Here is a 26999-nt window from a genome sequence, read left to right on the forward strand (position 1 = left end):
CGCCCCGAGTCCGGCCCGCCCTGCCGGCCCCGCGCACAGTCACCCTCGTGCCTCAAGGCCGGCACAGGGCCAAGAACCAACAAGGAGCGGCCTACGGCCGCGCTGCCCAACCCCTTTTTGGCCGCCGGCTGCGCCGGTGATTATCGGTACCAAACGTCGGAAGTAAAATCCGCCACGGGCTCAGAAAACATCATGCAAAACCCGCATGATCTTTTCTTCGAAACCCCCGCGTCGGATTTGACTACCGCCGTCCGGTACCTGGGCGAGCAAGCTCGCCCCCGGCGGCCAAAAAAGGGGTGGGGCCGTGACGTCATCACCACGTCGAGCTGATCGCGGCCGGGCACGGTCCGCCGGGTGATCTTGGAAAACCATTCGCGGGAGATTTGGATCCCGGGTGGACAGCCCAACCCTTAATGCTGTAAGATTACATATGTGAGGGAGGGGATAGCAGCCCCCACCCACACAACCAAAAACCCCACAACGAAAGGCAACGCCAGTCATGACCACTCTCGCACTGCCGGACGTCAACCAGAAGTTCGCCGAAGAGCGGGCCGCACAGATCAACCGGGCCGCCGACAAGCAGGCCGGCATCGATGCCCAGGTCGCCGACGGGAAGCTGCGCAACCTCGGCAACGGCCGCTACCTGGTCACCGACCCGAACAGCTGGGACGACGGCGAAGTCCTCACCATGCGCCAGGGCGAGTTGATGCCCGAACACGGCTTGGACGAGACCACCGGACAGGTCGCGCTCTACACCACCACGCCCGCATGGCACCAGCTCGGCAACGTCATCCCCGGCGGCACCACCGACATCGACCAGGTGCTCACCCTCGGCGGCATCAACTTCAACGTCAGCCGCCGCCCCGTGTTCTACCAGGCCACCCCCACCGACCAGCCCCGCATCCTGCCGGACCAGTTCGTCAACATCCGGGAGGACACCAACGCTGGTCTCGGCGTGGTCGGAGCCCGCTACGAGGTGCTTCAGAACCGGCAGGGCTTCGAGTTCCTTCAGGACCTCGTCGACGACTACGCCGTGACGTGGGAGTCCGCCGGAGCGCTGCGCGAGGGCCGCAAGGTCTTCATCTCCATGCGCCTGCCGCAGACGGTCACCATCGACGCCGCAGGCGTCAACGACGAAATCGTGCCGTTCATCGTCGCCCTCAACAGCCACGACGGATCGAGCCTGTTCCAGGTCGTGGTCACGCCCTGGCGTCCGGTCTGCGGCAACACCGAACGGTTTGCCGTCCGCGACGCCCTCACCCGCTGGGGCGTGCGCCACACCCGCAACGCCCGCGACCGCATCGAAGAGGCCCGCCGCACCCTGCGCCTGTCGGTCGACTACTTCGACCACTTCGCCGCCGAAGAAGAAGCCCTCGCCCGCACCGAACTCGCCATCAACGAGTTCCACGAGGTCATCGGCGACCTGTGGACGACCCCCGACGAGGACGCCCCCACCCGCACCCGCAACAAGCACGCCCAGCGGCTGGAAATCCTGACCGACCTCTACGACACCAACGCCGCCCGCCTGGGCCGCACCGCCTACGCCGCCGAGCGCGCCATCACCGAGTTCGCCGACTGGAAGACCACCATCCGGCCCACCGGATCGCTTCGCGGCAACAACCTCGCCGCCCGCGCCACCGCCATGGTGGAGGGCCGCGCCGACGAACTGAAGAGCAAGGCCCACCGCCGCCTGCTCACCCTCACCCGCCGCTGACCCACCCCGGGGCGGGCACCGACCAACCGGTGCCCGCCCCTCGCGGCCCGAGACCGCGTCGGCGCGCATCGAGCACGCCGACGCGGGCTGCCGCCCCGCACCTATGTGCGCCCCCATATCAAAGGCCCGGCCGACGCCCCGCTCATCCTCACCAACAAGGGTGAACATCCTCGGCCGCCGCCCCCACCGACAAGCAGCCGACGGAGAACCAATAAGCCAGCACCGGCCGCGCGCCAACGTAAACCCCCACACCCTCTACCCAGGCATGGTTGTTGTGTTCCGCAACGGCGGCAGCGGCCCGGAAAGACTGGCGACGATCCTGCCACGCGGCCCCCTCGGGCAGTGCATGGTGCAGCTCGAAACCGGCCCGGTAGTGGCCGTCTCCGAGGCCCGAGAACTCTACCAGCTCGACTGACCGGAGGGTGCCGAGCCCTCAGACAACCCCCGGGCTCGGCACCCTCCGCCCCCGCACCCCACGCCCAGGAGCAAACATGCCCAAGCCCCTCGGACTGCCCCACGGCGTACGCCTACCCCGCACCTTCACCGAAACCGACGCCCGCGACATCTTTGCCGCACTCGCCCGCGCCTACGGCTGGACCGGCTACCTCATCGGTCGCGCCGAAGCGCAAGCCCGAATCAGTCCCCTCACCCTCACCGACGCCGAATGGCGACACCTGCACACCAGCGACGACTGGAACCGCGTCAACGCCACCGCACGCCGCGCCATCGACCACGCCGACGCCATCGGACACGCCCTACGACAGGCCGGATTCGGCTGCACCACCTGCCCCGAAATCGTCACCGGCCCACCCGCCGCCACCTGGCGACGGTGTCCCCGCTGCCTCGCCACCACCACCCTGGCCGAACTGCAACGCCAACCCTGCCCCGCCACCACCGACCCGCCCGCCGCGCACACCTGGCACGCAGGCCGATGCAGCGCCTGCACCATGCCCGCCCCGACGCTCCACCTCACCGCCGTACCCGACGCCGCATAGCCCTCCGGGTGGGGGACACCGGCCGAACCGGTCTCCCCCACCCCCAGGCGAACACCCTGCCGCACGACCCGACCCATCCGGGAGTCGAGATGAACACCCAGCCAGAGCAACCGCCCGCCGGTGTCCTGGACGACCTCGCACACGCGCTACCACTCATCGGTCGGCACCTGACCGCACCCGTCGCCGTGTCCACCGACGGAGAGGCCGCGCCCATCGTGGCTATCACCGGTCCGCACACCACGATCACCGTCGAGCGCGGCCCCCAGGCCAGCCACCGAATCACCATCGACATCCACGCACCACGAGCCGCCTGAACGCTCTACCGGCCAGCCCACCGCCGGGATCTCCCATCCCCTGTAGTTCCCGGCTCATGGGTACCGGCCCCTGTTCACGCAAGCAGCGGCCGGGGCTGGACGCCCGCTGCGCGCGCCAACATCGGGCCCGCCCTGCCGGCCCCGCGCGCAGTCACCCTCGTGCCTCAGGGCCGGCACAGGGCCACGAACCTGAACCGGAGCGGCCTACGGCCGCGCTGCCCAACCCCCTGTCTGGTCGCCGGCTCCGCCGGCGACCCTCCCGGCTCCATCGTCCGCACCAACCGCTGCGGGCAGGTCGCCCCGAGCCCTCACATCCCTCACCACAGAAGGACTTCCCACACCCATGCGAACCATCGCCGACTTCCGACGCGCCGCCGTACCCGACAGCACCTGGTTGTGCATCAACCGGCTGTACCCGGAGACGTCCGGGTTGCGCACCATCACCGGCGGCAAATCCCGTCTGCACTTCACCGGATTCCACCCCGACGGCACGATCACTAACGGCAGCCTTAACATCCCCCGCGCCGACGAATGCCGAATCGACGGCAACACCCTGCACATGCTCCAATACCCCAACGCGGACCTCATCGCGTGGACGTGGACGCTGCTGGCGCCCACCTCGGAATGGCACGACAAGTTCCCGCCCCGATACTTCGCCGCGATGCCCCTGCGCGAAGGGCTACGCGGAACCGCCGAGACGCCCTGGTGCGTCTACGACCGCGACCACGACAAGGCGGTCAACGCGATCGGCCAAGCCGTCGAGGACAGCGCCGCGTACTTCGCCACTCAAGCCGAGGCAGACGACCTGGTCCAGCGGCTGGAGCCCGCCGGCACGACGTACTACAGCTACGGACGCAAGCCAGCCGACGGCGACTGTGCGTACGACATCGACGACATGGCGATCACCTACGGCGATGGGCCCTGGCCCTACCAGCACCGCGAGCGAGGCGGTCCAACCTCCGTCAGACTGGCCCCGAAAACCGAGTACCTGTCCTGGGGCAACGAACGGGTCATGGTCTGGCCGCGCCGATTCGGACAGGCAGAAGCCGACCTGCACCTCTACGTCCGCCAGCAAGGCGGCTACGCCATGGTGTGGCGGTGCAAGATCGCAATAGATCTACTCGCGGACACCTTCACCCTGCCCGATCACTGCCCGCCCACACTCCGGGAACAGGCCGCCGCCAAGGCACAGAGAATCCTCGACCTCGTCGCCACCGGCCGACGCGAACGTCACATCTACCTACAGCCGCTGACCGCACGCGACCGAGCGGCCCACGCCCGGGCAGCCAAGACGAGCGACCCGTGGCCGCACGAGCGCGCCCGACGCCCGAGACCACTGCCGAAGGCGACCCCACCGCCAGCGGACGTGCAGACGGTAGAACAGCACCGCGAGGTATGGCAGCGAGTTGGCCCCGACGAATGGCTGACCGCTGGGCCCGGAGACTCCCAGCGCCCACAGCTCTACCGACACGACACCACATCCATGCTGCGCTTCGGAGCCGTAGCGCCCCTGCCAAGTCCACCCCTGCGCGAGCTGGAGCGCATCGGCGCGGCGATGATCGGCCGCACACTCGCACTGCCGACTCGCCAGCCCGGCCGCCGCCTCTACGAACTAACCGTGCAGCACGCCGAAGCCGGCTTCCTCTACGGACCCACCGACCGCGGCTACCACACCGCCGTGCACCTCGCCGCGACCGGACTACTCACCAACCGACCAGGCAGCCTGACCGACCGCCATGGCCAGCTGATCTGCGTCGGCGCCCAGATCCACGAATACACCAGCAACCGGATCGGCCTCGAACCGGCCGGGCGCCTGATCGGCGCGTTCCGCGTCGTCGGCTTCAACTCGGCGGCCGGTGTGCTCTTCACCGACCGATACGCCGAGCACGACCAACCCGAAGCGGTCGCATTCCCCGCCGACGTGGAAGTGCTCGACACCCCAGCCGGTCAAGCCGACCAGGACTGACCAACAGACGGCTACCACCGACAGTTTCTAACCAATTCGTTTCCTCGGTTTGTGGTGGTGACGGCCGTTGCTCCCGCGAGCACCGGGCAGCCCGGACGCTCGCTCCGCTCGCCCCGAGTCCGGCCCGCCCTGCCGGCCCCGCGCACAGTCACCCTCGTGCCTCAAGGCCGGCACAGGGCCAAGAACCAACAAGGAGCGGCCTACGGCCGCGCTGCCCAACCCCTTTTTGGCCGCCGGCTGCGCCGGTGATTATCGGTACCAAACGTCGGAAGTAAAATCCGCCACGGGCTCAGAAAACATCATGCAAAACCCGCATGATCTTTTCTTCGAAACCCCCGCGTCGGATTTGACTACCGCCGTCCGGTACCTGGGCGAGCAAGCTCGCCCCCGGCGGCCAAAAAAGGGGTGGGGCCGTGACGTCATCACCACGTCGAGCTGATCGCGGCCGGGCACGGTCCGCCGGGTGATCTTGGAAAACCATTCGCGGGAGATTTGGATCCCGGGTGGACAGCCCAACCCTTAATGCTGTAAGATTACATATGTGAGGGAGGGGATAGCAGCCCCCACCCACACAACCAAAAACCCCACAACGAAAGGCAGCACGATGGGCGAAACTTCCGCCACCTACGAACAAGCCGACCGGATCGCCGCACTCGTCCGAGTCGTTCGCGCCCGCCACCTCGCGCACCTGAGCCTCACCACCGAGGCAATGCGCGACATCATGACCGTTCAGGACATCCACGAGCGCAACCGCCGAGTGGTGGTCATCTTCCTGCACCTGACCATGAGCGCAACCCACCCGGTCACCGCCGAGTGCGCCAACCGGATCATCACCGCCGCCGCCTACGAGGCCAACGGCATCGATTGGGCCGCGACCGAATACACGATCCGGTGGACCGAGCCCGGACGGTTCCACCTCGACACCAACAGCGGCGGGGCGGGCTTCAGCATGCCTGTCAACCTCACCGCTGACCCCGTCAACATCGAGCGACACCCGAACGTCTACCTCGCCCCGGACTCCCAGAGCTGACGTCTCCGCCAGGCGGCCGGGACCACCCGCACCCCCGGCCGCCTCCGGCCCAGCCAGCCATACCCCGCGCACTCGGCCGCCCACGCCGACGACGTGCCGAGGTGAACGCCCCCGGAGGCTCCCCCATGCTCGCGTACAGCCTTGCCACGCTCAACCTCGCGTTGACGCTCGCCATCACTTGGCTCGCGCATAAACAACGACTGGCCATCATCAGGCTCAATACTCTGCTGACGGTCGCTGAGTACGACGCCGCCCATGACGACCTCACCGGATTACTTAACCGCCGCGCCATCATCACGCACCTGAACAAGCAACTCGACGCCGCGCGCCCCGTCTCCGTCGCGCTAATCGACCTTGATGACTTCAAGGGCATCAACGACACCTACGGCCACGACGCCGGAGACGCCGCGCTCACCGAAGCCGCACGCCGGCTCAAGGCCCTGCCGGTGACCATCGGTCGCCTCGGCGGCGACGAATTCCTGATGGTCGCCACCGCCGATGAGCCAACCGGATTCGCGCACGCCGCCGCCGCACAAGCGGCCATTGCCAACGCCCGAATCGACGCCGCCGGGCAGACCATCCAGTTGTCCGCCACCGCTGGTGTGGCCCACACCGCCGTTGAAATCGGCGCACCGGAACTCCTGCGCCGCGCCGACCGCGCCATGTACGGAGCCAAGATCGCGGGCGCGCCGATCCGCGCTTACCACGAGCAGATCCCCGACGTGCCGGCCCACGCCCCCCAGCGCCGCCGCACCTACCGCCCGTAACACACGCCGGGCCGGTGGCCGGGCACCCAACGCCCGCCCACCGGCCCCCACCCGAGGAGTCCCGCATGAACGCGCTCACCGCGCCAACGCGCATCCTGCCCACGCTTTCCGCCCCCGACCGTCGCCGTCATGTTCGCCCCCTGCTCGACACCGCTACCCGCACCGTCGCCAACGCGCTTGGTCGCCTCGACCTCTGCAACCACGTCCCCGCGTGGCCGGCAGCCCCCACAACAGCGGTCGCCCACCTACCCACCATCCGCGCCGCCGCCGTCCAGATCGCGCTACACGCCCGCTCCGACCGGTGCGACCGCTGCGCCGACCGTGAACACCAGATGCGCGCCGCCGCCCGCCTCGCTGAACTCTGGCTGAAGCTGCTGCGCGCGTGCATCCGCTACGTCACCCAACCCCAACGATTCCCGCTGCACCTCGCCCAGCGGGCCGCCGCGTGCCTGGCCGACTACGTCGCATGGGTCATCACCGGACGGCCCCACTACCTACTTGGCCAGCCCGCCTAACCCCAGATGCACGGCCGGCACCCCGCCGGCCGTGCACCGTGCGAGACGACGTCGACGCGCATCGAGCGCGCCGCCGCCGGCTACCGCTCCCGCCCCTCACCCCAGCGACCACCGAACCGCAGCCCACCCGGAGAGCCCCTGATGAGCTGGCACATCCGCCACCCCCGCGACCCGCGCCAATCGGTATGCGGCCTACCCGTCGCCGACGTACGCCGATGGGAGACCGAACACCCCCCACGCATCGACTACACCTGCGAGGACTGCTACACCCAGCTACCCGAGGCAGCCCGACCCGACGACGCCACCCACCCGACCGGCGACGCAACTCTCATTGACACGCTGCGCCGCATCGTCGCCCACCAGCAGTACGCCAAAATCGACGGGGTGATCGTCGACACCTGGTCGGCGGCCGTCACCGTCCTGATCTGGGACAACCTCCGCGACGACAAACGACAGCGCCTCCTGACCCTGCCGTCACACGAACTGATCCTGCGATGCGTCGCGATCTACACCCGGTTGCACGCCAGGAGCAACGCCGGATGAGCCGCCGCCGGATGCCGCAGTGGTTCCACTTCGGGCCGTGGGTGTTCGACATCGACGCTGCACAAGCACTGATCGCAGCCACGCCCCGCACCACCAGCCCCGTTGACGTCACCGCTTGGGCCACCGCCTACGGCCTGGTGCACCTCGACAACCCGAACCCCTGGGCGGTCAGCCTCATCGGGCCAGATCACAACGCCATCAACCGCACCTACGCGATGACCACCGACCTGACGCAACCGCTGATCGTGGCTCACGTCGACATCCCCGGCGCAGCACCCGCGCCGCTACTGATCGACGGCACCCACCGCCTGTACCGAGCCTGGCGCGAGCACCTGCCGCAGCTCCCCGCGCACCTGCTCACCGTCGCCGAAACTCTCCAGGTCAAAACCTGCCGCTAGACCACCCGGCCCTACCGCCGGCCGTTACCCGCCGAGCGTCCGGCCGCCAACGACGCGGGCCGAGACGCCACACCGCGACGACTCCGCCGCGCCCGCCGCCGGCCGCCGCCGGCCGCCGCCCACCGGCCCCGCCAACAACTAACGCCCCTGCTTCGGAAGGAACACCGCCCGTGGACATGACCCGCGCCGACCTCGTCACGATCACGCAGACCTGCGCCGACTGGGCACCCAACTACTTCCGCATCCCAGGCGGTAAGGATGCAGCTATCCGCTACATCGCAGACGGCCACCTCGACGGACTCACCCTGAAGTACGGCCGCTCCGAGGTCTGGCGAGCCGTAGCCGCCCACCTCGACGCCCACCCCCACCAGCTCACCGCACCACGCACCACCCAGGCCGAACGCGACAACCGCCAAGCCGACCGCAACGCCCGCGCCGAAACGCACCTCACCGCCGCACTCCACCACCACAAGGAAGCCCAACCCTACGAAGCGCTCGCCCTGATCGACCGCGCGGAACTGACCTCACCCACCTACAAGGACTTCGACCGGTACCGCCGCGCCGTACGCATGCTCTTTGCGCCCCTGCCACCAACCGACCTCACCGGCACCGGTCTACGCCACCGGGTCACGCTGCCCATGGCCTACCCACACCCCGGGCCGCCCGTGATGCACCATGGGAGCACCGCCCGGCGCTGGGTCTATCCCGGCCACCGTGTCATTGAGGGCAACTGGCCCGCCGCCATCCCCGAGCACTGCCACGCCAGCGACGACGAACTCATGGAGTGGAACGCCGACGGCACAGTCCAGGTGTGCACCGGATGCGGACTCGACTACACCTAGACGCCGCAGGTCCCACGCTGGCCGGTCCGGATCACCCCCCGGACCGGCCAGCCACACCAGCTCACGCCCCGAAGTCACCAGACACCGCACCAGCAGCACCCTCGCCCGCATCCCCCGGGGTCGGTCCCGGTCCGGGTGCCGGTCTCGGAACCGCCGTGCGCCGGCGACGAGGCAGCACCTCGCCCAACTCCGCGATCCGCGCCCGCACCGCCGCGCCGTCCGCGCCACGCCGATACGACCGCACCCGGGCAACGTCCACGCCGGTCAAGCTCGCCGCCAAGCCGTCATCACGAAGCACCGTCGCCAGCACCGCCACGGCCAGGCCGTGAGCCGCCGCCGCCGCGCCGACCTCCTGATCCAGCCGCGCCACGGCTTCCTGCCGCCGCCGCTGCACCTCCTGCACCGTCCCGGCAGCCTGCTCGACCGCCCGCGCCGCCCGCAGCTCAAGTTCCTGCCGCCGCCGCAGCGCCCGAGTCGCCTCATTCCCCGTTTTGCTCGCCATTTCCCGACAGTAACCACCGCCCAAGTCCGCCCGCCAGACCACACCCCACACCGATTACCAAACCGTTCGAACCTAGCCACAATTCCGCATCTTCTCGTCACCACCGTTCAGTTTTGGCCACAGCATGGCTGGCCTGCCTAGACCCTCTCTCCCTCGCCCCTTGCACACTTACAGGGGATACACCCCCTTGCATTCTCGACTCCCATATCTGTAGTTGATCTTCTACGGTCGGATCATGTTGACCATCACGCGCATCTCGCCCGGTGATGGTTACCGCTACGTCATGGAGCAGGTCGCCGCCGGCCGCCACGACCTGCGGCCCTTGCATGACAAGGGCCCGACGCCCTACTACATGAACCATGCCGCACGGGGTGAGAGCCCCGGCTGGTGGGCGGGCAATGGCGCCACTGTGCTCGGCGTGCGCGGCTGGGTCTTCGAGAAGCAGATGCGCAATCTGATCGGTCAGGGACGGCATCCCACGACGGGCCTCCAGCTCGGCCAGAAATGGCGCATCTACGCGCCGATGACCGACGAATACCGCGACGAAGCGGTACGCCGCGCACTGGCACACCTGCCCGAAGACGCCACCGTGGAACAGCGCGACAAGGTGTGGCACGACATTATGAACGCCCCTGAGCGGCGGGCCGTTTCCGCCTACGACGTCACCGCGTCTCCGGTAAACAGCGTGTCGCTGCTGTGGGCCTTCGGCGACGACACCGTCAAGCACGATGTCATGGCCGCTCACCACGCTGGCGTGCGCGCGCTGCTCGATCACCTCCAGCGGCACGGAGCCTTCACCCGAACCGGCGCCGGCGGAGTCCGCCAACTCGACACCCAAGGGCTCGCCGCGCTGGTCTTCGACCACCGCATGAGCCGCGAACGCGACCCGCAGCTGCACTCACACATCGTCGTCTCCGCGAAGGTCAAGACAGTCGACAGAAACGGCGAGGCGCAGTGGTTGGCGTTGGACGGGCGTGCGTTCTACCGCGCGACCGTCGGCGCGCGGGTCGCCTACGAACGCGCCGTGGAACTCGAACTGCACCAGCGCCGCGGCGTCACCTTCGCCGCCCGCACGGACTCCGGGATCCGCGAGATCGTCGGCATCAGCGAGGCGTCCCTGCGCCACTACAGCAAGCGGCGCGCCGCCATCACCGAGGAGATGGACCGCCGTGTCGACCGCACCGGACCACCGGCACGTTCGCCGGCGGCACAGTGGCGTCGACGCGCCCAGGACGCGACCCTGCGGACCCGCCGCCCGGCCAAGGGCGCGGAGTCCACCGACCAGGCCGTGCAGCGGTGGCAGGCCGAGGACCGCGCGGCCGGCATCGACACCCCGGGTCAGGTACGGCGGGTTCTCACCGGCAATGTGCACGACGACACCGCCGACGCAGCGCGGCGCGTCCTTCACCGCGCCCGCCGGCTGCACCCGGCCGGTGTGGACGAGGAAGCGCTGCGCACGGCCGCCGACGAACTGCGAATTACCGGGCCTGAACGTGACCGCGTCGTTGACGCGGCCATACGCGCCGACGTGGGCTTGGCGCTCGCCCGCGCCGTGCACACCCTCGGCCGCGAGCGGGCCGTGTTCGGCCGCGAACACCTCGAACTGGCCATCGGCCGGGTCCTCGACATCACTCCCGGCACCTCGCCGATGGCGGACTGGCAGCGCGTGCAAACCCTCGCCGGTGAGGCCATCGCCAAGAACCTGGGCGGGCTGCGGGTGCTGACACCGCCCGCCCTCGTGCAGTGGGGACCGACGCTGCTGCGCGCCAGCGACCAGCACAGCGAGTACACCCGCCACCGCGACCTGCAGATGACCACCCACGCCGTCCTCGCCGCCGAGAAAGAAGTCATCACCTACGCCGGCCGCCGCAGCGCCCGCCCCGCCCCCGACACCGCGATTGACGCGGCCACCGCCGCCTTCCGGCTGTCGCCGGAGAAGGCCGCCGCGCTGCGCTTCCTCGTCGGCGATGACCGGCGCGTCACCGGCGTCGTCGGGCCCGCCGGCACCGGCAAGACCTACCTCCAGCGCGCCGTCGTCGCCGCCGCCCAGCACACCGGTGTGCCGGTGATCGGCCTCACCGTGGGACAGTCCGCCGCGCAGCTGCTCGCCGACGCCACCCGCCAGCCCGACGGCACGATGCTGCGGACCGAGAACATCGCCCGGTGGCTGCACTCCCACGACCGGCCGCCGCCCGGCACGCGCGCCGCCGACTGGCGCTTCGCAGCCGGGCAGTGGGTCATCATCGACGAGGCGTCGCAGGTGTCCAGCCACGACCTCGCCCGACTCGTCACCCAACTCGACGCCGTCGGCGGCCGGCTCATCCTCGTCGGTGACCCCGCGCAGATCTCCGCCGTCGGGCCCGGCGGGCTGTTCCGCTACCTCGACAGTCTCGGTGCCACCACCCACCTCACCCAGGTCCACCGGTTCGCTCAGCCGTGGGAAGGATCGGCGTCGCTGCGGCTGCGCACCGGCGACCTCACCGTCCTGCACGAATACGACCGCCGCGGCCGGCTCCACTGCGGGCACCGCACCCTGCTCATCGGCCAGATGCTGGACCGGTGGGCCGCCGACATGGCCACCGGACACCCCAGCATGATGCTCGTCGAGACCGGAGACGAAGCCGCCGACATCGCCCGCCGCGCCCGCGACATCCTCCTGCGCGCCGGCCTCGTCCGCGCCGGCCCGGCCGTACGCCTACGCGACGGCAACGAGGCCAGTGTCGGCGACATCGTCGTCACCCGACGCAACGACCGTCGCCTCGGCGCCGGCGGCGCGTTCGTCGCCAACCGCGACCAGTGGCGCATCGACGCCGTCACCCGCGACGGGCGGCTGCGGGTCACCAACCTGCGCACCGATGCAAACGCCGTCCTGCCCGCCCCGTACGTTGCGCGGCACGTGCAGCTCGCCTACGCCCTCACCGTCGACTCCGTCCAAGGGCAGAACGTGCACACCGCCCGCGCGCTCGTCGACGACAGCACCACCCTGGCCCGGCTGTACGTCATGCTCACCCGCGGCCACACCCTCAACGAGGCGTACGTCGTCACCGACGACCACCCCCGCGAAGGCACCCCACCTCAGCCGCCCACCGCCCGCATCGCCGTCCTGGCCGACATCATGCGCCGCGCCACCCCCGACCGCTCCGCCACCGAAACCGAACACCAACTCTGGGCCGACGTCGACGCCCTGCACACCTGGACACCCATCTACGACGACCTGTCCGCCCGCGCACGCATCCCCGAATACCTCGCCACCGTCGCCCGCATCAGCGGACAAACGACGGCTGACCGGCTCGCCCGCGACCTCGCGCTGCCGGCACTCATCGCCCGACTCACCACCCTGCGCGAAGCCGGCCACAACCCCGCCGACGTGCTGCGCCGCGCGATCCGGCCCCGGGAAATCGACTCCGCCGACGACATCGCCGCCGTGCTGTCCTGGCGCATCGACCGCCTCACCAACCGCGCCACCGCCGACCCCACCATCGCCACCACCCCGGCACTCGCCGCGTCCTACACCGACCGCCTGCCCGCCGACCTCACCGGCGACATCGGAGACGCCCTACGCCAGGTCGCCGCCATCTGCGACCGCCGCGTCACCGCACTGGCCGACCTCGCCGCCGAGCACCAACCCGCCTGGACCCACGCCCTCGGCGCCGTTCCCCGAGACGAGGCGGGCCGCGACCAGTGGCTCGCCCGCGCCGAAATCGTCGTCACCTACCGAGACCGCTACCAGCTCACCAGCGCCCACCCCATCGGGGCCGAACCCCCCACCAGTGACATCTCGCGGTGGAACGCCTGGCACCGCGCCCGCGTCGCGCTCGGCGCCGCCACCCTCGCCGGCCACCTCACCACCACCGACAACACGGAACTCGCGCAACTCATCACCGCGCAGCAGACCATCGACGCCACCGCGCCGACCTACGTCGCCGACCAACTCCGTGACGCGCACCTCGACCTCACCGACGCCGAGCACCGCCACCACGACCTCACCCTGCTCCTCACCGCCATCACCACCGCCGGCCAATGCGCCGCCACCCACGCCCAACACCAGCAACCCCGCTGGTGGCAACGCGGCCCCTCCCGCGCCCGGATACTCGCCGCCCAGCAGGAAGCACACCAGCGCGCCGCCGCCGCAGCCGGCCACCACGCCAACTTGAGCGCGAAACTCGCCACCCTCAGCACCGGCATCGACCAACGCCGCGAACGCGTCACCCACCTCGAAGCCCACCACAGCGAATGGCAGCGCTGGTACACCAACGCCCTGCCCACCCGCTACGCCGGACTCGCCGCCGCCGCCGAACAAACCCGCCGCGCCGCGACCCGCCGCGCCAACCTCGCCGACGCCGTCACCGCCACCACCGCCCGCGTCCGCGCCATCGACCACACCCGCCCACAACCCCACACCGCACCCGTCACCGCACACCTCACCCACCAGGCCGACGCCGCCCGCCACCGCGTCAGCCCCACACCCGACCAGACGGTCGCCAAGACAACGGAGCTCGACTGATGCCCACTCACCCAACCGCGTTCGTCGACGAGTCCTGGCTGCAACAACGCGGCAGCCCCGGCGCCTACCTCATGGCCGCCGTCATCATCGACCACGACGACGTCCCCGCCGCCGAAACCGCCGCCAGCGCCGCCGCCGGAATCCACGACGGCTACCACTCCAGCGTCCTCTACCACCGCGGGCACGTCGGCACCATCGAGACAATGCTCGACGTCGTCGCCGAACACGCCGGCTGGTCCGTCGTCTCCGCGCAGGTACCCCTCAACGCAGGCACCAGGGACCTTCCACCACCCAGCCCGCAACACGCCCGCGCCCAACTTGAAGGCCAACGCGAACACGCCCGGCAAGTCAGCCTGGAACGACTCCTGCGCTACCTCAACAGCCAGCGAGTCCGAGACGTCTACCTAGAAAGCCGCGCCAGCCCTGTGGAGTGGCAGCAAGCCCGCAATGTCGGCAGCCGCCTTCCCCACACCGACCGCAACGACATTCGCGCCTACCGGCGGCTACTCGACCAGGGCGCCATCAGTCACCGCATGCGCCTCATCCATGTCGACGGCCGCAACGACCCCGGACTCTGGATGGCCGACTCCGTGGCCTGGTCCGCGGGCCGCGCGATCCGCGCCGACGAACCCCAGTGGTGGAACCGCATCGCCGATGTGGCCACCGTCCTCGAAGCAACAACCGGCGCGGAACTCCACCTCAACGAGAGAGGGGCCGCTCCACCAGAAGGCGAACGCGACCCCCACAACCTGAGCCAAAGTGCCCAGGCCATGTCCTCGCCAACAGTGTACTCTGCCAGCCCCGAACCACACCACGCCGGCGCCATCCTGCAAAGCCTCGTCGCCCAAGCCGACCAGGCCAGAACACCAGCCTCCGACCATCTGACCCGTGAGGTACTCGGCTACGTACTGCACATCGCCGAACGCGTGGAACAGCTCAGCAAAACGGTCGACCAAATGCTCCCACGAGCAGCCGGGACATCCGACGCGACGCCCAACCAGGCGGCTGCTCCCCGACCACGCCCTGATCTCCACGACGACGCCCAGCCTGCCACTCAGCCCGACATCGCAGAGTAAAACCGTCCGTACATGCCTCCGGCACCTCACGGACAACGACGCCGCGCCCGAGCCCTGTCTGCACGCAACGCATGTGGCGAGGCTATAGGTCAGCCGCCGGCTGCTACTCCGGATCGGGATCCGACGGGCGTGGTCCTTCCGGACCACCCATGGACATCCGCAGCAGGGTTTCGATGCGAGTCACCCGGAAGCGGCTGCCCCATCAGTTCTCCTCGAAGTCGGCTTGCTCAAACTTTAGTGACTTCGCGTTCTCGCCAACGGTCCGAATCTTGTCCTCGGCGAAACCCGTCCGCTTGGTAGCGGTGATCTCCACTTCGATGCTCAGTTCGACGTCAGGATCGGCTGCGAGGTGTTGAAGCACTTCGCGGTCGAGGTCGGTGAGCAGTTTCATACGGCGAACCGGGTTTGGGTCTACCTTGTAGACGCCGAAAAACCGCGTCGGTCGAGCCGGCTCGGCCTGCGTCGGAGCCTTAACCTCTGGCTTAATGTGCTGGACGGGGGCGATCACTCCCGGCGCCACGACCTCGACTGGGTGGCCGGCCTCGGCTGCCTCAGCCGCCTCTCGCTCGGTGGTTTCCAGGTCGCGCTGCGACCGGGCCCGCGCGGCATCGACAACAAGGGTCGTGTCGATGATCTGACCGAAGCTGTCTTCGTGAGGCAGGGCCAGATCTTCGTACCGGCCGGTGTCCTCGTTGTAGCCGGTGGCCAGGGCGAACCCGACCACGTTCCAGGCAATCTCGTTCATCCCGGCCCGGATGCCCTCATCGAGCACCTGCCGGTTCTTCAACCGTGCTAGGTAGGGGTACCGGCAGTACAGGGACCACAGTTCGCCAACGCTGACGTGCCCGGCTGCCCACAGCCGGTCAAGCTTCTGCTCCAGGTCGCGGCGGATGTTGGCCGGGCCATGAACCACCCGCAGCAGGTCGGACTGATGCAGTTTCGCGCTGGTCCGTACGCCCAACCGAGCGTCGGAGCCTTCGGCGCGGACGACCTCCCATTCGATGGGCTTGGTTGCATCGGGCTGCACCGGCACGAGCGCCCACGTGTAGGTCTCCGGGATGCGCAGGCTGACGGCACGGTCGGCGTCATCCCGACGAGACTTGGCCTGCTTGGCCTGGTCCGGGGTGAGGTTGCGCTCCACCACCGATCCGGCGATTACATCCCAAGCCAGGTACTGCCGGACCGCCTCCTCAAGCTCCTCCAACCGTTTGCGGTCCGGCGCCAGGAAGACCAGCATGTTGCGGTTGCGGCGCTGGGAGGACCCGCGCTCGTCCAACGTTCGGCGGGCGAAGCCGAACGCCGCCGAATTCTCGTCGCCTCGCGCGTGCGGGTACTGCGGATGCAGCATCACCAAACGCGCTTCGGGATCGTCGCGGACGTCGCCAGTGGACTCGGGCACGGCATGTACCGCGACGAAGTCACCAGGCGTCTTCGGCTCGGTGGCCCGCACCCGGCGGCTGATCTCGGCCCAGACCTCCTCGGGCCGGTCCCGCAGCCGGTCAGCGTGGTCCCGCGCCGAGCGCAGCACCGATTCCTGCAGGTCGTACCACCAACGGCCGCCGTCGTTGTAGAGGTAGGTTGCGCGGTCGCCGAGCAGGTGCAGGGCAGAACCGAAGTTGCCGACTTGGTCGCCGGGCACGGCCACGCCCAGCCAGACGCGCTGCTGCTCAATGCCTTTGTGGGCGCTGCCCAGTGTGGGCGCCGATCCCATGAAGATGGTGCGGGCGATCCGGCGGGTCAGCGCCCTCTGCCCGAACACCGACCGGCTGGCGTCGACTGCTGCGGGGCTGGCCCCAGGTCCGTCGACGTCGGCGTCGATGATCGTTTTCCAGGAGTCTTCCAGGTACTGGGTGATCTCGTCGCGGGCGTCGGTGACGTCCAGTGGGATGCTGCCGGTCATGATCAGCGGAGCGGCGTCGCCGGAGACCCACAGCGCGTGCACAACCTTGGACAGCATTCGCAGCACGCCGCGGGTGCGCTGGAACTTCTCCAGGGTTGACCAGTCGTTGTAGAGCCGGTCGAACAGTTCCGGATGCACCGGGTAGGCGGCGCGGATCCGGGCCTCGTAGTCGGGCTCAGAACAGCCGCTGGGAAACTCGCCCTTGTGCTGGTGGTAGAACTGCGTGAACTGCCTCGCCACCGCGGCGATGTCACGCACGCCATCACCGCTTGGGGCCTCAAACAGCCGCCGGCGCACAATCTCGAACGACTCCTGCGCGGTGGCTGGCCGCCACTGGTCGGCGACTCGGCGCACGACATGCTGCAGCTGAGCCAGCGCCTGCTGGCCGTTAACTCCACCGACCTCCAGCTCCGCCCCGCCGGTGCCGCCACGCTTGGGGTCGGCGTCGCTGGACGCTGGAATCGACACGACCAGCAGCGCTCCGGGCACCGCCTTGACCGCCTCGGTCAACGTCTGCGCGAAGGTGAACTGGGTCGAGAAGCTGCCACCAGCGAGATCGTCGCGGCCATACAGCAGCCGGGCGTAGGCGACCCACTCGTCGATGAGGATCACGCATGGGGCGTACTCGCGGATTAGCTTGGTCAACGCCGCACCTGGATTCGTGCGCTCCACGTCCGCGGCGGCGATCCGGTCGTATGCCTCCCGTCCCCCCAACTGCCAGGCCAGCTCACCCCACATTGTATTGATCTTGGTGCCGTCCTCTTTCGGCTCCAAGCCGTAGGCGTGCAGGTGATTGCCGACGAGCACCACTCGACGCACCCGCGGGCCCAAGGCGGCGAGGTCCGTGCCGGCCAGCAACTCCTGGACCTCCTGGGGGTACGAGGTGAGGCCCAGTCCGGAGAAGATGTGGTACAGCGCCAGCATCGAGTGGGTCTTGCCGCCACCGAAGCTGGTCTGCAGGTTGACCACGGGGGAAGCGTTGCCGTCACCGGAGACCCGTCGTACGGCCCGCGACAGCAGATCGCGCAGGCCCTCTGTCAGGTAGGTACGACGGAAGAACTCGACCGGTTCGCCATATTCATCCGACTCGGCGTCACCCAGCGCCACGTTGTGCAGGTCCGCGGCGAACTCGGCTGAGTGAAAATTCCCTTCTCGAACGTCCCGGTGGGGGGTGATGACGTCCCGCCACGCCTTGAGCCCCATACCCTCGACGAGCTGGGCGGAGCTGCTACGGACGACCCGCTGGGTCTCCTTTTCGTGCACCAGCCGCTGGTGCTCCACCTTCGACTTCCGGACCTCCTCGGCCTCCCCCACCGCCCCCATCGCGGTGAGCAGCCGTCCGATCGTGTCCAAAGCCCGATAGGTGTCATCGCTGCCGAAATTGCCGTGGTGCGCCCACCGATTCCGCACATCGCGCAGCTCGCTGGCGTAGCTCTGCTCCGTACGCGACAGGGAGTCCTTAAAGACGCGCCACTCCTCGGTCAGCAGACGCAGCAGCAACGATGGGTCACTCTTCGAAAGCTCGGGCCGCTTACCGAACTTCTGCTCGTCCCGCCGGGCCAGCAGTTCCAGCCAGTCCACCGGGCTGTCGCCTGCGGCGGCGGCCATGTGACGGTCCACGAACGGGGCCGCGCCGGCCGCAAACATCTCCAAGGCCCGGCCGACCCGGTCCCGGTTGCTGATCGCCATCCGTCCGCTCCCCCGCTACTCGTCAACGCCGAAGTCGAACGCGCCCTGCACGGGACGCGATGCGGATACGGTACGGGCAGCCCTGTCTACATCGGACCAGGAGGTAACCAGGTTGTTGAACCGCAGCGCCTGCGGCGCCCAGCCCTGCTTGTCGCAGATCGAGTAGAGCAGGTAGCCCAGCTCCTTGACCGCATCCATGTCCACGTGTGCCTGGGCTTCAAGCATGAACTGCGCTGCGGCATCGACCCCGCGGTCCTCCAGACGTCGTAGGAGGTGAGCCACAATCTCCCAGACCGTCACCCGCTCGTCCCGTGCCGGATCATAGGTGTCGAGCAAATCCTCTGGGGCAATCAGCTTTACCTTGCCGGCCCGAGCCCGAAGCACACCTGCTCGTTCCATGCCCGCGACGGACGTGTTCATTGCCTTGGCGAGGGTCTCGGCGCTACCGAACTGCCCCTCATCCCAGCCGTGCTGCTCGAACCATTTCAGCGCGAACCGGCTGTCACCATCGAGGTCACCCTCCTGCTCGGTCAGCACCTCTGCCAGAACCTGGTTAATCAAAGCAAGCGCCGTACGCACCCGCATCTGCGATCCGTCGGGCTCCGCTACATGGGCATAGGAGCTGAAGATTCCCATGCCCGGTCCGATCGCCGCCTGAGCCAGATCAACCGGAGCGATGCTGCCCTGCTGCAACTCCCGCAACGCTCCGGGCAACTGGCTCCGCAAAGCCGCGATAAGACCACGCCGATCAGTGGTCCTAGCCGCCTCCGGTCGCGCACGGCATGCCAGCACAATCGAGGACGCCAACGCGTTACTTTCCATGCCACGCATACGAGACGACATCTCAGTCCGCATTGGCCACGTTGCAGTCACGCTGAGCCCGGCCTTGATCAAGGCCTCCAACATCGTCTCCCACCCGGTTGACGCCACCTCACCAGAAACCGTGTCGGTCTCGGATTGCTTGAATGCATAGACTACGGTCATGGGTATTCCGTGAGCTTGAGCGTCAGCCAGCCTGCGGAAGACCTCAACAAATCGAGCCTCGAAGACTTGAGCCGACTCTGCTCCGCTGCGTCCCGGGTCGGCCACAAGTTCGGCCGACTTAGGCGTCAGGAGCGTCGCGAAGAGGTTGGGGAAGATGTGCCCAACACTCCGGCGAAGCCATACGTAGAATACATCCGAGAGATCCGCGTAACCGATGTTGTCATAGTAGGGGGGATCTGTGGCGACGCAAAGGCTGTGATTGCCGCGATGGGCCGTACTAGCATCGGCCTGGTAGACAGAAGCGGGCACCGCACCAGACAGTTTCTCTAGGGCGCGAGCCACATTGGTTACACAGGCATCAAAAGAACCCGAGCTATGACCGGTGACATTTGCTTCCGAGAAGTCCCACACCATAGAGATGGTCTGCTTCCCGAACAGTTGCTGTGACACCTCCCCCTTGTTCTCCCAGCGGCAGAGGCTGTTACTCCAGTCCGCGAGGCGAGAAACAGCAAGTGCGAGATAGGTGGCCACGGCACTGGCGTAAGCGCCCCCACCTACCCCGCCGGCTTCAAGCGATTCGCCGGCAAGCACATCCGCTGCAGCGACATCTTGCAGAACCCGTTCACGAACCTCCTGCACAAGATCACTGTATGTCGCCATGGCCGTGAGCTGGCGGTTGGTGTACAAATCGGCGTGCCGCGTTATGCCGTAACCTTGGACTCGGAAGCCGAGGGCCTGCTCCGGCAGGTTCGTCTCAGGCACGTCGGCTGGACGCGGAACTTCACCAGCTTGGGCATGCTCGTCATTGGGTGGCAGATAAATCCGGCGTCGATCGCCCTCTGCGACGATTGCCATGAGCTGTGAGCCAATTCGACCTGCCTTACCCTCGGCTCTCACGTAGGCCAACGGCACCGGATCCCCGCAACCTATGCAGACGGCACCGGTACGTGAAACAGTGCCGTCAGCGCTCTTGGTGGGCGCGTTTCTCAGATCGTGGCCAATCGTGAAGACCACACGACCGCCTTCGACGGCGGGAACGACGTAAGCTTCTCTGCCCTTCTTCTTACTCAGCCACCATGACCGCACCAGCGGCATAGGGATTCCGCAAGCAGGGTTGCGGCAGCGGACGGTGCGTGCCCAGATCCAGGCTATGACCGGCGTCTTGGAACCGTCAGGCAGCTTCACCTTCGGGTACAGATGACCGATTCGCTGTTCAGCTTGGTCACGCATCCACCCGCCGTATCGACGGACATCTTCAGCGAGTCCGGTCGCTCTGGGCCAGCTATGTATTTGCGATTCGGCTGCGCCGGGGAAGAATGGCGGCTTACCAGCCCACTTAGGCGGAATTTCGATGAGAGCCTTGTTGATGAGGACGGCAACCGGGTTAAGGTCCGAGGCATGGGCCTCCAGGCCGAGCCGCTGCGCTTCGAGCGGAATAGATCCGCCACCTGCAAACGGATCGAGAATGGGTGGCGGCGTGCCGCCGCAGGACTTCCAGATCTCCGTCCGCGCCTCATCGAGCAGCGGCTGGTTATTGGCGTTGTCCCATACGACGAGCCGCTCGATGATGCCGAAAAGCCGCTTGCGTTCGGCGGCCTGCGCCTCATCAGTTGGAAATTCATCCGGGCGTGAGGACGGGTCATCGACGAGCTGGGAGAAGAGGACGGCACGGCTAACAACGATCGGCCGCCGCGCCCACCAGTGGTGAACCTGCTGCGGCTTCCCAACCTTACGATCCTTTTCGGCCTTACCAGCAGCGTTGATTGCCTCTAGGGGCAACGCCACCTCGATTAGCTTGCGTTTACGCACCTCAGTCACGACACACTCCCCACCAGCCCGACGGCCTAGTCATTGTCTCGCCTAGCGCTTCGGCCGCAGCATCGGCCCACACCACATGGTGTTTCACCACGGTTCCTCACCCTTCGCCCACATATCTGCCCATTTGCCGGTCACACCGGTCGACTCGAAGTCGCCGAACTCGGTGCGGAGGAAGGGGTTGGCCAGGTAGCGGACCTGATCGTGGGCTGGGCCATGGTCGAGGTCGACCTCGACCAGGGCAAGGCGGTAGGCGTGGCCGACGTTCTTCGCGTGGAAGACCTCGGTGCGAGTGACGAAGAAGTCCGTGGCGCCGGTCACCCGGCCCTTCACTTCGATGTCGATGCGGCCGTCGGCGTCCTGGGACCGGGATTGGATGTCGTAGCCGGGGTTGTTGTGCGGCATCTCTCGCGGGGCACGGCGGAGGGCGCGCTCGGCGGCGAGCACGGCGTTGACGGCGCGGCGTTCAACGATGGTGGTGTCGGTGGCGTGCGATGCGACCGCCGCCGCCGCGGCCCCAGCCAGTTTGTCGAGGAGGCCTTGCGGGACGACGAGCGCCGCGCCGGCCAGCAGTGGCGGCTGGGGTGCGAGAGCTTCCTCGCGGTCAAGCTCCGCCAAGCGGCGTTCCAGCCGTCGTTCGAGGTCTTCGGCCCGCCGCCGGGCCGTTTCGGGCCGCATCCGTACCCGTTTGCCGGCCTGCACTGCGGCAGCGAGTGCTGCTTCCTCCCCGTACCAGTAGTTGATCTCCTGGATGAGTCGCTGATTGACCTGGCTTCTGGTGCGTTTGACCAGGAGTCCGACGCGGTCACGGACCTCAGCGAGGTGAGTGGCCATGCCATGCTCGACTGCCCACGCGGTGGCCAGGTCTTCCGCGCCGGCGGCCAGCCACTCTGCCGATAGAAGGTCGCCGACCAGAGCCTGCTCCGATCCCCGTAGACCCCGGTAGTCCAGGTACGGGGCGGGTCCAGCCGATCGGGCGGTGCCGTCGGGGGTGAGTTCGACGAACTCGAAGCGTTCCGAGACCGGCACGGGTGGGGTGTGCCCGTCGACGATCTGCTGGGTCAGCGCGACGAGCAGCCGTGGCTGGTCGTTCGGGTCGCGCTCGTCGACCAGGACGGCGCCGCGGCGCAGCAAATCGCCGTGGCGGTCGATCGTCGCCTCGACGAGCGCGTCGAGCAGCGGATGACCGGGGGCGAGCAGGTCAGCCCGGGGCTTGCCATCGACGCGGGTCTGATCGCGGTCGAAGCAGACCCTTTCGTAGCGGCGCAGTACCGGCCCGCCGAGGCCGCTGCGGGGGCTGCGGTCCCGCAGCGCCGCCGGCACGTTCGTGATTTCAAACCGGCCGGCCTCACGCCGGTTGATCCGCCCACCGAGATCGGCGAAGGCGCGGGTGAAGAAGGCTTCGATGAAGTGCGGTTGGAGCCGGCGAGCCTGTGCTTCCTCCATCTGCCGGCGTACGGCTTCCAGGTCGGCTTTGCCGAACAGGTCGTGATGCAGCGCCCGCTCGGCGAGCAGGTCTTTGAGCCCCTCCCCCACTCGTGAGTCGATGACGGTTTGCAGCCACTGCCGGGTGTTGGGCTGATCACCGAAGCGGATGGCGTCGACCAGCAGTTCGCGTAGCGGCTGGCCGACGAAGGCCTCCCCCAGGACGTCGAAGACCTTGTCGCTGCCCAGCGCCTTGCGCTGCTCTTCGAGCTTGGCGAACAGGCGCAGAAACACATCGCCCTCGCGGGTGTCCTGGGCGATGAGGTTCCACAGGTGGCAGGCCTCGGTCTGGCCGATGCGGTGGATCCGGCCGAAGCGCTGCTCGATGCGGTTGGGGTTCCACGGCAGGTCGTAGTTCACCATCAGATGGGCGCGCTGCAGGTTCAGACCTTCGCCAGCGGCGTCGGTGGCCACCAGGACCAGGCAGTCTTTGTCCTGCGTGAAGACCTCTCGGATGCGGCGGCGTTCCTCGCGTCGCGTGCCGCCGTGGATCGCGACCACTGCATCGGGCTGGCCGAGCAGGGTGCCGATCTGGTCGACGAGGTAGGTGAGGGTGTCGCGGTGCTCGGTAAAGATGATCAGCTTCCGGAGCCTGCCGGCTTTGTCGCGCATCGCGGTTGGGTCGAGCAGTAGGTCGCGCAGCTCGGCCCACTTGCGGTCGTCGCCGGAGTGACGCACCTTGCGGGCCAACACTTCAAGGCCGGCCAAGACGCCGATCTCGTGGTCCAACTCGGCGACAGTACGAGCGGCAGTGGCCGCATCGACCACGTCCTCTTCGAGGCTTTCCAGCTCTTGGGCGTCGAGCTCGTCGAGTTCGGTGTCCAACTCCTCGGCCCGGTCGGTCTCCAACAGGGATGAGAACCGCCGGGCCACAAGCGGGTCGGGCGCAGGCCCGTACTGGAGGTCCTGCTTGCGATCTTCTAGCCGTTTGCGGCGGCGTTCCAATGACCGCAGGATTGCCTCGGGGCTGGATGCGAGTCGGCGCTGCAACACCGTGAGGGCGAATCCAACCGTGTTGCCGCGGCGGCCCTCACCGGCCTGTTTGAGTGCGTCCGCGCGGCTCCACTCGTGCCGCACGTAGGCGGTGACCGCCTCGTACAGCTCCTGCTCAATACCCGACAGCGGGTAGGCGACAGTCTCGGCGCGTCGCCGCGGAAACAGCGGCTTGCCATCGAAGGTGAGCAGTTCCTCCTTCACCATCCGGCGCATCAACCCTGTGGTGTCCAGGTTGTGGGCCCCCGCGCGGTAGCGGCCCTCGAAACGGTCGGCGTCCAGCAGCGCCATGAACAGCTGGAAGTCCTCTTCCTTACCAGCGTGCGGAGTCGCGGTCATCAGCAGGAGATGCCGCGTGATCCGGCCCAGCAGTCTGCCCAGCTCGTAGCGGCGGGTCGTCTTCAGCTCCCGACCGAAGTAGTGCGCCGACATGCGGTGCGCCTCGTCGACCACCACCAAGTCCCACTCACTGCGCTCGAGGATGGCTGTCAGCTCCTCAGACCGCGACAGCTGATCCATGCGGGCGATCAACAGCGGATGCCGGTCGAACACCGTGCCGCCCAGGTTCGCCTCGGCCAGGTCCCGGGTCAGCAGGTCAAACCGGAGGCCGAACTTGTCGAGCAGCTCCTCCTGCCACTGCTCGACCAGGCCACCCGGGGCGACCACCAGGCAGCGAGCCAGGTCGCCTCGCAGCATCAGCTCCTTGATGTAGAGCCCCGCCATGATGGTCTTCCCGGCGCCCGGGTCATCAGCCAGCAGGAACCGCAATGGTGTTCGCGGCAGCAGGTCCCCGTAGACAGCCTTGATCTGATGTGGCAGCGGCGCCAACTCGCTGGTGTGCACCGCCAACATCGGATCGAACTGGCCAGCCATCCGTATCCGCAACGCCTCAGCAGCAAGCCGGAACAGCGAACCATCCCCGTCGAACATCCGACGGGCTATGTGTGACTCCTCCACCGTCAGGGCAGCCGCATCGGCCGGGTAGATCAACCGCTGGCCCGTCAGGCCATCCCCGTACTCGTAGGTGACCTTCACGGCCGCAGAGCCGATCGGCTGCACGGCCAGCACCGTCACCGTCATGCCCGGAACGACGCCGACGACGCGCACACCAGGCGTGATCGCATCAAACATGGGGTCCTCGCTGATCATCGACATCCTCGGGCTTAACCGGACTAGATGCCGGTGACTCTACGTCGCCCATGCGACACCGGCTGCCTACCACCGGCGCGATCGTTCCTCACTGTGCATGCGGCTGCAGGCAGTAGGGCAACCAGCGCGGGTTGCCGAAAATCCACGGAGCCACGGCGCGGTATGGCTCTAGTTTGGCGTGCGGGCCACTGCCGGAGACCGTTCCGTCGAGTAGGCCGCGGTCGCGCAAGGCGCGCCACATCCGGTCAGCTGGGCCGTCGTAGCTGTCGCCCCAGTTTCCCTCACCCCAGGTGCTCATGGCGTCGATGCGCAGAGGCAGTGCTCGTCTTCGCGGTCCTTTGCCGCGCTGCCATGGCTCACACCTCTCCCCATTTTCAGTTACTGATCGACTACAAGATGCTACGGAAGGGGCGCGCCGTCGGCCTGCCAGCGGCGTCTCCTGCCCAAGGGCGCACACCACCGCTCATCCGCTCAGCTCCCCCGCTGTGACTCGCACAGCGCCGCACGTGCGGCTGCCGCGCTGATTGCTGGTAGCGCGGCCATGGCGGCAAGGGCGGCAGGCAGTCCCCACGGCTGCCACAACGCCGAGCACGTCGCGGCGCCCAGCGCGCCCCCGATGAAGAACATGAGATTCAGCGGGCCGAGTGCCCCGCCTCGTTGGCGAGAGTCGATGTGAGCCGTGATCGCGGCGGTCAGGGTCGTCTGGGCGATGGCGAAGGCAGCAAACCCGGCAGTTGCCGCGCAGATCAGCGTTACCGGCTGCTGGTCCCAGGCGGCAAGCAGCAGGCTGGCGCTGAACAGCGCGCTCGTGGCAGGCAGCACCCGCCGTCGGGTCACATCAGCCGTGGCGTGGCCGGCAAGGCGGGCAGTCGCCGCCGCCACGATCGCGCCCGGCAGGATCAGCAACCCGATGCTCTGGGCGGTGTATCCGAGGTGGGTGAGCATCTGCGGGACGGCGAACACGCAGCCGAACAGGCCGCCGTAGATGCCAGCGCCGGCCAGGCCGGCGAGGATGAACCGTCGCTGGCTGGTCACGGCGGGGATGAAGCCCTCGGGGTGCCGACGGCGGTGCCGGTTGAGCAGGATCGCGAGCCCGCAGGTGCCCGTGACCAGACCCAGGGTGGGTAGCGGTGGGAAGTGCAGGGTGGCGGACTGAATAGTCAGCAGCAGCCCCGCCGCGGTAAGGACCAACAGGCCTGCCCCCGTCCAGTCGACCCGTCCCGGCAGCGCGGGGCGGGATTGGGCGAGCGGCCAGCACAGGGGTATAGCGGTCAGCGACAGGGCGGGCAGGATGAGCGGCGTCTTCCAGGACGTGGCGACGGCGAGGGCCCCGGCGAGTGGTGCGGTGGCAGAGAACAGTGCCATTGCGGCGCCGAGTCGGGCCAGCACCGCCGGCCGCTGCGATGACGGCTGACCGGCGGCCAGGGTGAGAGCGGTCGCGGTCATCGCTCCCGATCCGGTGGCGAGCAGTGCGCGGCCTGCGACAGCTACGGCGAGAGCGGTCGCCACGGCGCAGAGCATCGTCCCGGCCGCGAGCAGCACTGCCCCGAGGGTGAGGACGCGTCGTGGCCCCCAGACGTCGGTGGCTCGGCCGGCGACGGCGGCACCTACTCCGAGGCCCAGGGCGTGGATGGTCAGGATCCATACGGCCGTTGCCGGCGCGGTGTGGAGGCCATCAGCGGCGGCGGGCACGGCGACGGATGCGGCGCTGACGCCGTAGACCGCCGGGCCGTAGAGGGCACCGAGGCGCCAACCGACGCTGGCTGCCGAGGCTTCGGTAGGTGCGACAGTGGATGTCACCAGAGGGCTCCTTTACCG

At 68.2% G+C, this 26999-nt stretch carries 18 protein-coding genes and 1 pseudogene; 13 read left to right on the top strand and 6 right to left on the bottom strand.

The annotated features are described in order from the left end of the window. Nucleotides 1-499: 499 nt before the first annotated feature. The 11 genes from AB0D32_RS16140 to AB0D32_RS16190 all read left to right on the top strand — a co-directional run bounded on the left by AB0D32_RS16140 (nt 500) and on the right by AB0D32_RS16190 (nt 9084). Nucleotides 500-1714 carry a DUF932 domain-containing protein gene (locus AB0D32_RS16140; RefSeq protein WP_357090240.1) on the top strand — a complete coding sequence of 405 codons (1215 nt, stop codon included), beginning with the start codon at nt 500-502 and terminating at the stop codon, nt 1712-1714. Nucleotides 1715-1979: 265 nt separating this feature from the next. Continuing rightward, nucleotides 1980-2129, top strand: a complete 150-nt coding sequence (locus AB0D32_RS16145; RefSeq protein WP_357090242.1) for a hypothetical protein — start codon at nt 1980-1982, stop codon at nt 2127-2129. A 76-nt stretch (nt 2130-2205) separates the two neighbouring features. Next, a complete protein-coding gene (locus AB0D32_RS16150) occupies nt 2206-2709 on the top strand; it encodes a hypothetical protein (protein ID WP_357090244.1) in 504 nt (167 codons plus the stop codon). A gap of 89 nt (nt 2710-2798) precedes the next feature. Further along, nucleotides 2799-3023: a hypothetical protein gene (locus AB0D32_RS16155; protein WP_357090246.1), complete on the top strand. Its 225-nt coding sequence runs from the start codon at nt 2799-2801 to the stop codon at nt 3021-3023. Nucleotides 3024-3453: 430 nt separating this feature from the next. Beyond that, complete coding sequence (locus tag AB0D32_RS16160) at nt 3454-4989, top strand: hypothetical protein (protein ID WP_357090248.1); 1536 nt, start codon at nt 3454-3456, stop codon at nt 4987-4989. A 604-nt stretch (nt 4990-5593) separates the two neighbouring features. Next, nucleotides 5594-6019 carry a hypothetical protein gene (locus tag AB0D32_RS16165; RefSeq protein ID WP_357090250.1) on the top strand — a complete coding sequence of 142 codons (426 nt, stop codon included), beginning with the start codon at nt 5594-5596 and terminating at the stop codon, nt 6017-6019. 125 nt (nt 6020-6144) lie between these two features. Further along, a complete protein-coding gene (locus tag AB0D32_RS16170; RefSeq protein WP_357090252.1) occupies nt 6145-6786 on the top strand; it encodes a GGDEF domain-containing protein in 642 nt (213 codons plus the stop codon). Nucleotides 6787-6851: 65 nt separating this feature from the next. Beyond that, complete coding sequence (locus AB0D32_RS16175; RefSeq protein ID WP_357090254.1) at nt 6852-7301, top strand: hypothetical protein; 450 nt, start codon at nt 6852-6854, stop codon at nt 7299-7301. 141 nt (nt 7302-7442) lie between these two features. After that, nucleotides 7443-7844 (top strand): hypothetical protein, encoded by a 402-nt coding sequence (locus tag AB0D32_RS16180; RefSeq protein ID WP_357090256.1) that lies wholly within the window; start codon nt 7443-7445, stop codon nt 7842-7844. Next, on the top strand, nt 7841-8242 hold the full coding sequence (locus AB0D32_RS16185; RefSeq protein WP_357090258.1) for a hypothetical protein: 402 nt from the start codon (nt 7841-7843) through the stop codon (nt 8240-8242). The genes AB0D32_RS16180 and AB0D32_RS16185 overlap by 4 nt, the downstream gene beginning before the upstream one ends. A gap of 170 nt (nt 8243-8412) precedes the next feature. After that, nucleotides 8413-9084, top strand: coding sequence for a hypothetical protein (locus AB0D32_RS16190; protein WP_357090260.1), 672 nt, complete (start codon nt 8413-8415; stop codon nt 9082-9084). A 61-nt stretch (nt 9085-9145) separates the two neighbouring features. Here the strand turns inward: AB0D32_RS16190 and AB0D32_RS16195 are convergent, their stop codons facing one another. Continuing rightward, a complete protein-coding gene (locus tag AB0D32_RS16195; RefSeq protein WP_357090262.1) occupies nt 9146-9586 on the bottom strand; it encodes a hypothetical protein in 441 nt (146 codons plus the stop codon). Nucleotides 9587-9821: 235 nt separating this feature from the next. On the opposite strand from AB0D32_RS16195, the gene mobF reads away from it, so the two are divergent. After that, on the top strand, nt 9822-14090 hold the full coding sequence (mobF, locus tag AB0D32_RS16200) for a MobF family relaxase (RefSeq protein ID WP_357090264.1): 4269 nt from the start codon (nt 9822-9824) through the stop codon (nt 14088-14090). Next, complete coding sequence (locus tag AB0D32_RS16205) at nt 14090-15166, top strand: hypothetical protein (RefSeq protein ID WP_357090266.1); 1077 nt, start codon at nt 14090-14092, stop codon at nt 15164-15166. Before mobF ends, AB0D32_RS16205 begins: the two co-directional genes overlap by 1 nt. Before the next feature lie 103 nt (nt 15167-15269). Here AB0D32_RS16205 and AB0D32_RS16210 read toward each other — a convergent pair. The 5 genes and pseudogenes from AB0D32_RS16210 to AB0D32_RS16230 form a co-directional block, all read right to left on the bottom strand. Then, nucleotides 15270-15353, bottom strand: a pseudogene (locus AB0D32_RS16210) (DUF5954 family protein); the annotation flags it as partial. 15 nt (nt 15354-15368) lie between these two features. Further along, a complete protein-coding gene (locus AB0D32_RS16215; RefSeq protein ID WP_357090268.1) occupies nt 15369-18755 on the bottom strand; it encodes a Swt1 family HEPN domain-containing protein in 3387 nt (1128 codons plus the stop codon). A 15-nt stretch (nt 18756-18770) separates the two neighbouring features. After that, nucleotides 18771-21557: a DUF1156 domain-containing protein gene (locus tag AB0D32_RS16220; RefSeq protein ID WP_357090270.1), complete on the bottom strand. Its 2787-nt coding sequence runs from the start codon at nt 21555-21557 to the stop codon at nt 18771-18773. 84 nt (nt 21558-21641) lie between these two features. Next, nucleotides 21642-25181: a helicase-related protein gene (locus tag AB0D32_RS16225; protein WP_357090273.1), complete on the bottom strand. Its 3540-nt coding sequence runs from the start codon at nt 25179-25181 to the stop codon at nt 21642-21644. 471 nt (nt 25182-25652) lie between these two features. After that, the gene (locus tag AB0D32_RS16230) at nt 25653-26981 is read right to left on the bottom strand and encodes an MFS transporter (protein ID WP_357090275.1); all 1329 of its coding nucleotides are present in this window, start codon (nt 26979-26981) and stop codon (nt 25653-25655) included. Between the last annotated feature and the right edge of the window lie 18 nt (nt 26982-26999).

Source organism: Micromonospora sp. NPDC048170 (assembly GCF_040652795.1).
In the GTDB taxonomy this organism is placed as follows: domain Bacteria; phylum Actinomycetota; class Actinomycetes; order Mycobacteriales; family Micromonosporaceae; genus Micromonospora.

What these genes read in the sequence shown, in the direction of transcription:
- AB0D32_RS16215 (WP_357090268.1), bottom strand. Translation starts at nt 18,755, where the DNA reads ATGGCGATCAGCAACCGGGACCGGGTCGGCCGGGCCTTGGAGATGTTT.
- AB0D32_RS16185 (WP_357090258.1), top strand. Translation starts at nt 7,841, where the DNA reads ATGAGCCGCCGCCGGATGCCGCAGTGGTTCCACTTCGGGCCGTGGGTG.
- AB0D32_RS16175 (WP_357090254.1), top strand. Translation starts at nt 6,852, where the DNA reads ATGAACGCGCTCACCGCGCCAACGCGCATCCTGCCCACGCTTTCCGCC.
- AB0D32_RS16180 (WP_357090256.1), top strand. Translation starts at nt 7,443, where the DNA reads ATGAGCTGGCACATCCGCCACCCCCGCGACCCGCGCCAATCGGTATGC.
- AB0D32_RS16165 (WP_357090250.1), top strand. Translation starts at nt 5,594, where the DNA reads ATGGGCGAAACTTCCGCCACCTACGAACAAGCCGACCGGATCGCCGCA.
- AB0D32_RS16205 (WP_357090266.1), top strand. Translation starts at nt 14,090, where the DNA reads ATGCCCACTCACCCAACCGCGTTCGTCGACGAGTCCTGGCTGCAACAA.
- AB0D32_RS16150 (WP_357090244.1), top strand. Translation starts at nt 2,206, where the DNA reads ATGCCCAAGCCCCTCGGACTGCCCCACGGCGTACGCCTACCCCGCACC.
- mobF (WP_357090264.1), top strand. Translation starts at nt 9,822, where the DNA reads ATGTTGACCATCACGCGCATCTCGCCCGGTGATGGTTACCGCTACGTC.
- AB0D32_RS16225 (WP_357090273.1), bottom strand. Translation starts at nt 25,181, where the DNA reads ATGATCAGCGAGGACCCCATGTTTGATGCGATCACGCCTGGTGTGCGC.
- AB0D32_RS16195 (WP_357090262.1), bottom strand. Translation starts at nt 9,586, where the DNA reads ATGGCGAGCAAAACGGGGAATGAGGCGACTCGGGCGCTGCGGCGGCGG.
- AB0D32_RS16145 (WP_357090242.1), top strand. Translation starts at nt 1,980, where the DNA reads ATGGTTGTTGTGTTCCGCAACGGCGGCAGCGGCCCGGAAAGACTGGCG.
- AB0D32_RS16155 (WP_357090246.1), top strand. Translation starts at nt 2,799, where the DNA reads ATGAACACCCAGCCAGAGCAACCGCCCGCCGGTGTCCTGGACGACCTC.
- AB0D32_RS16140 (WP_357090240.1), top strand. Translation starts at nt 500, where the DNA reads ATGACCACTCTCGCACTGCCGGACGTCAACCAGAAGTTCGCCGAAGAG.
- AB0D32_RS16170 (WP_357090252.1), top strand. Translation starts at nt 6,145, where the DNA reads ATGCTCGCGTACAGCCTTGCCACGCTCAACCTCGCGTTGACGCTCGCC.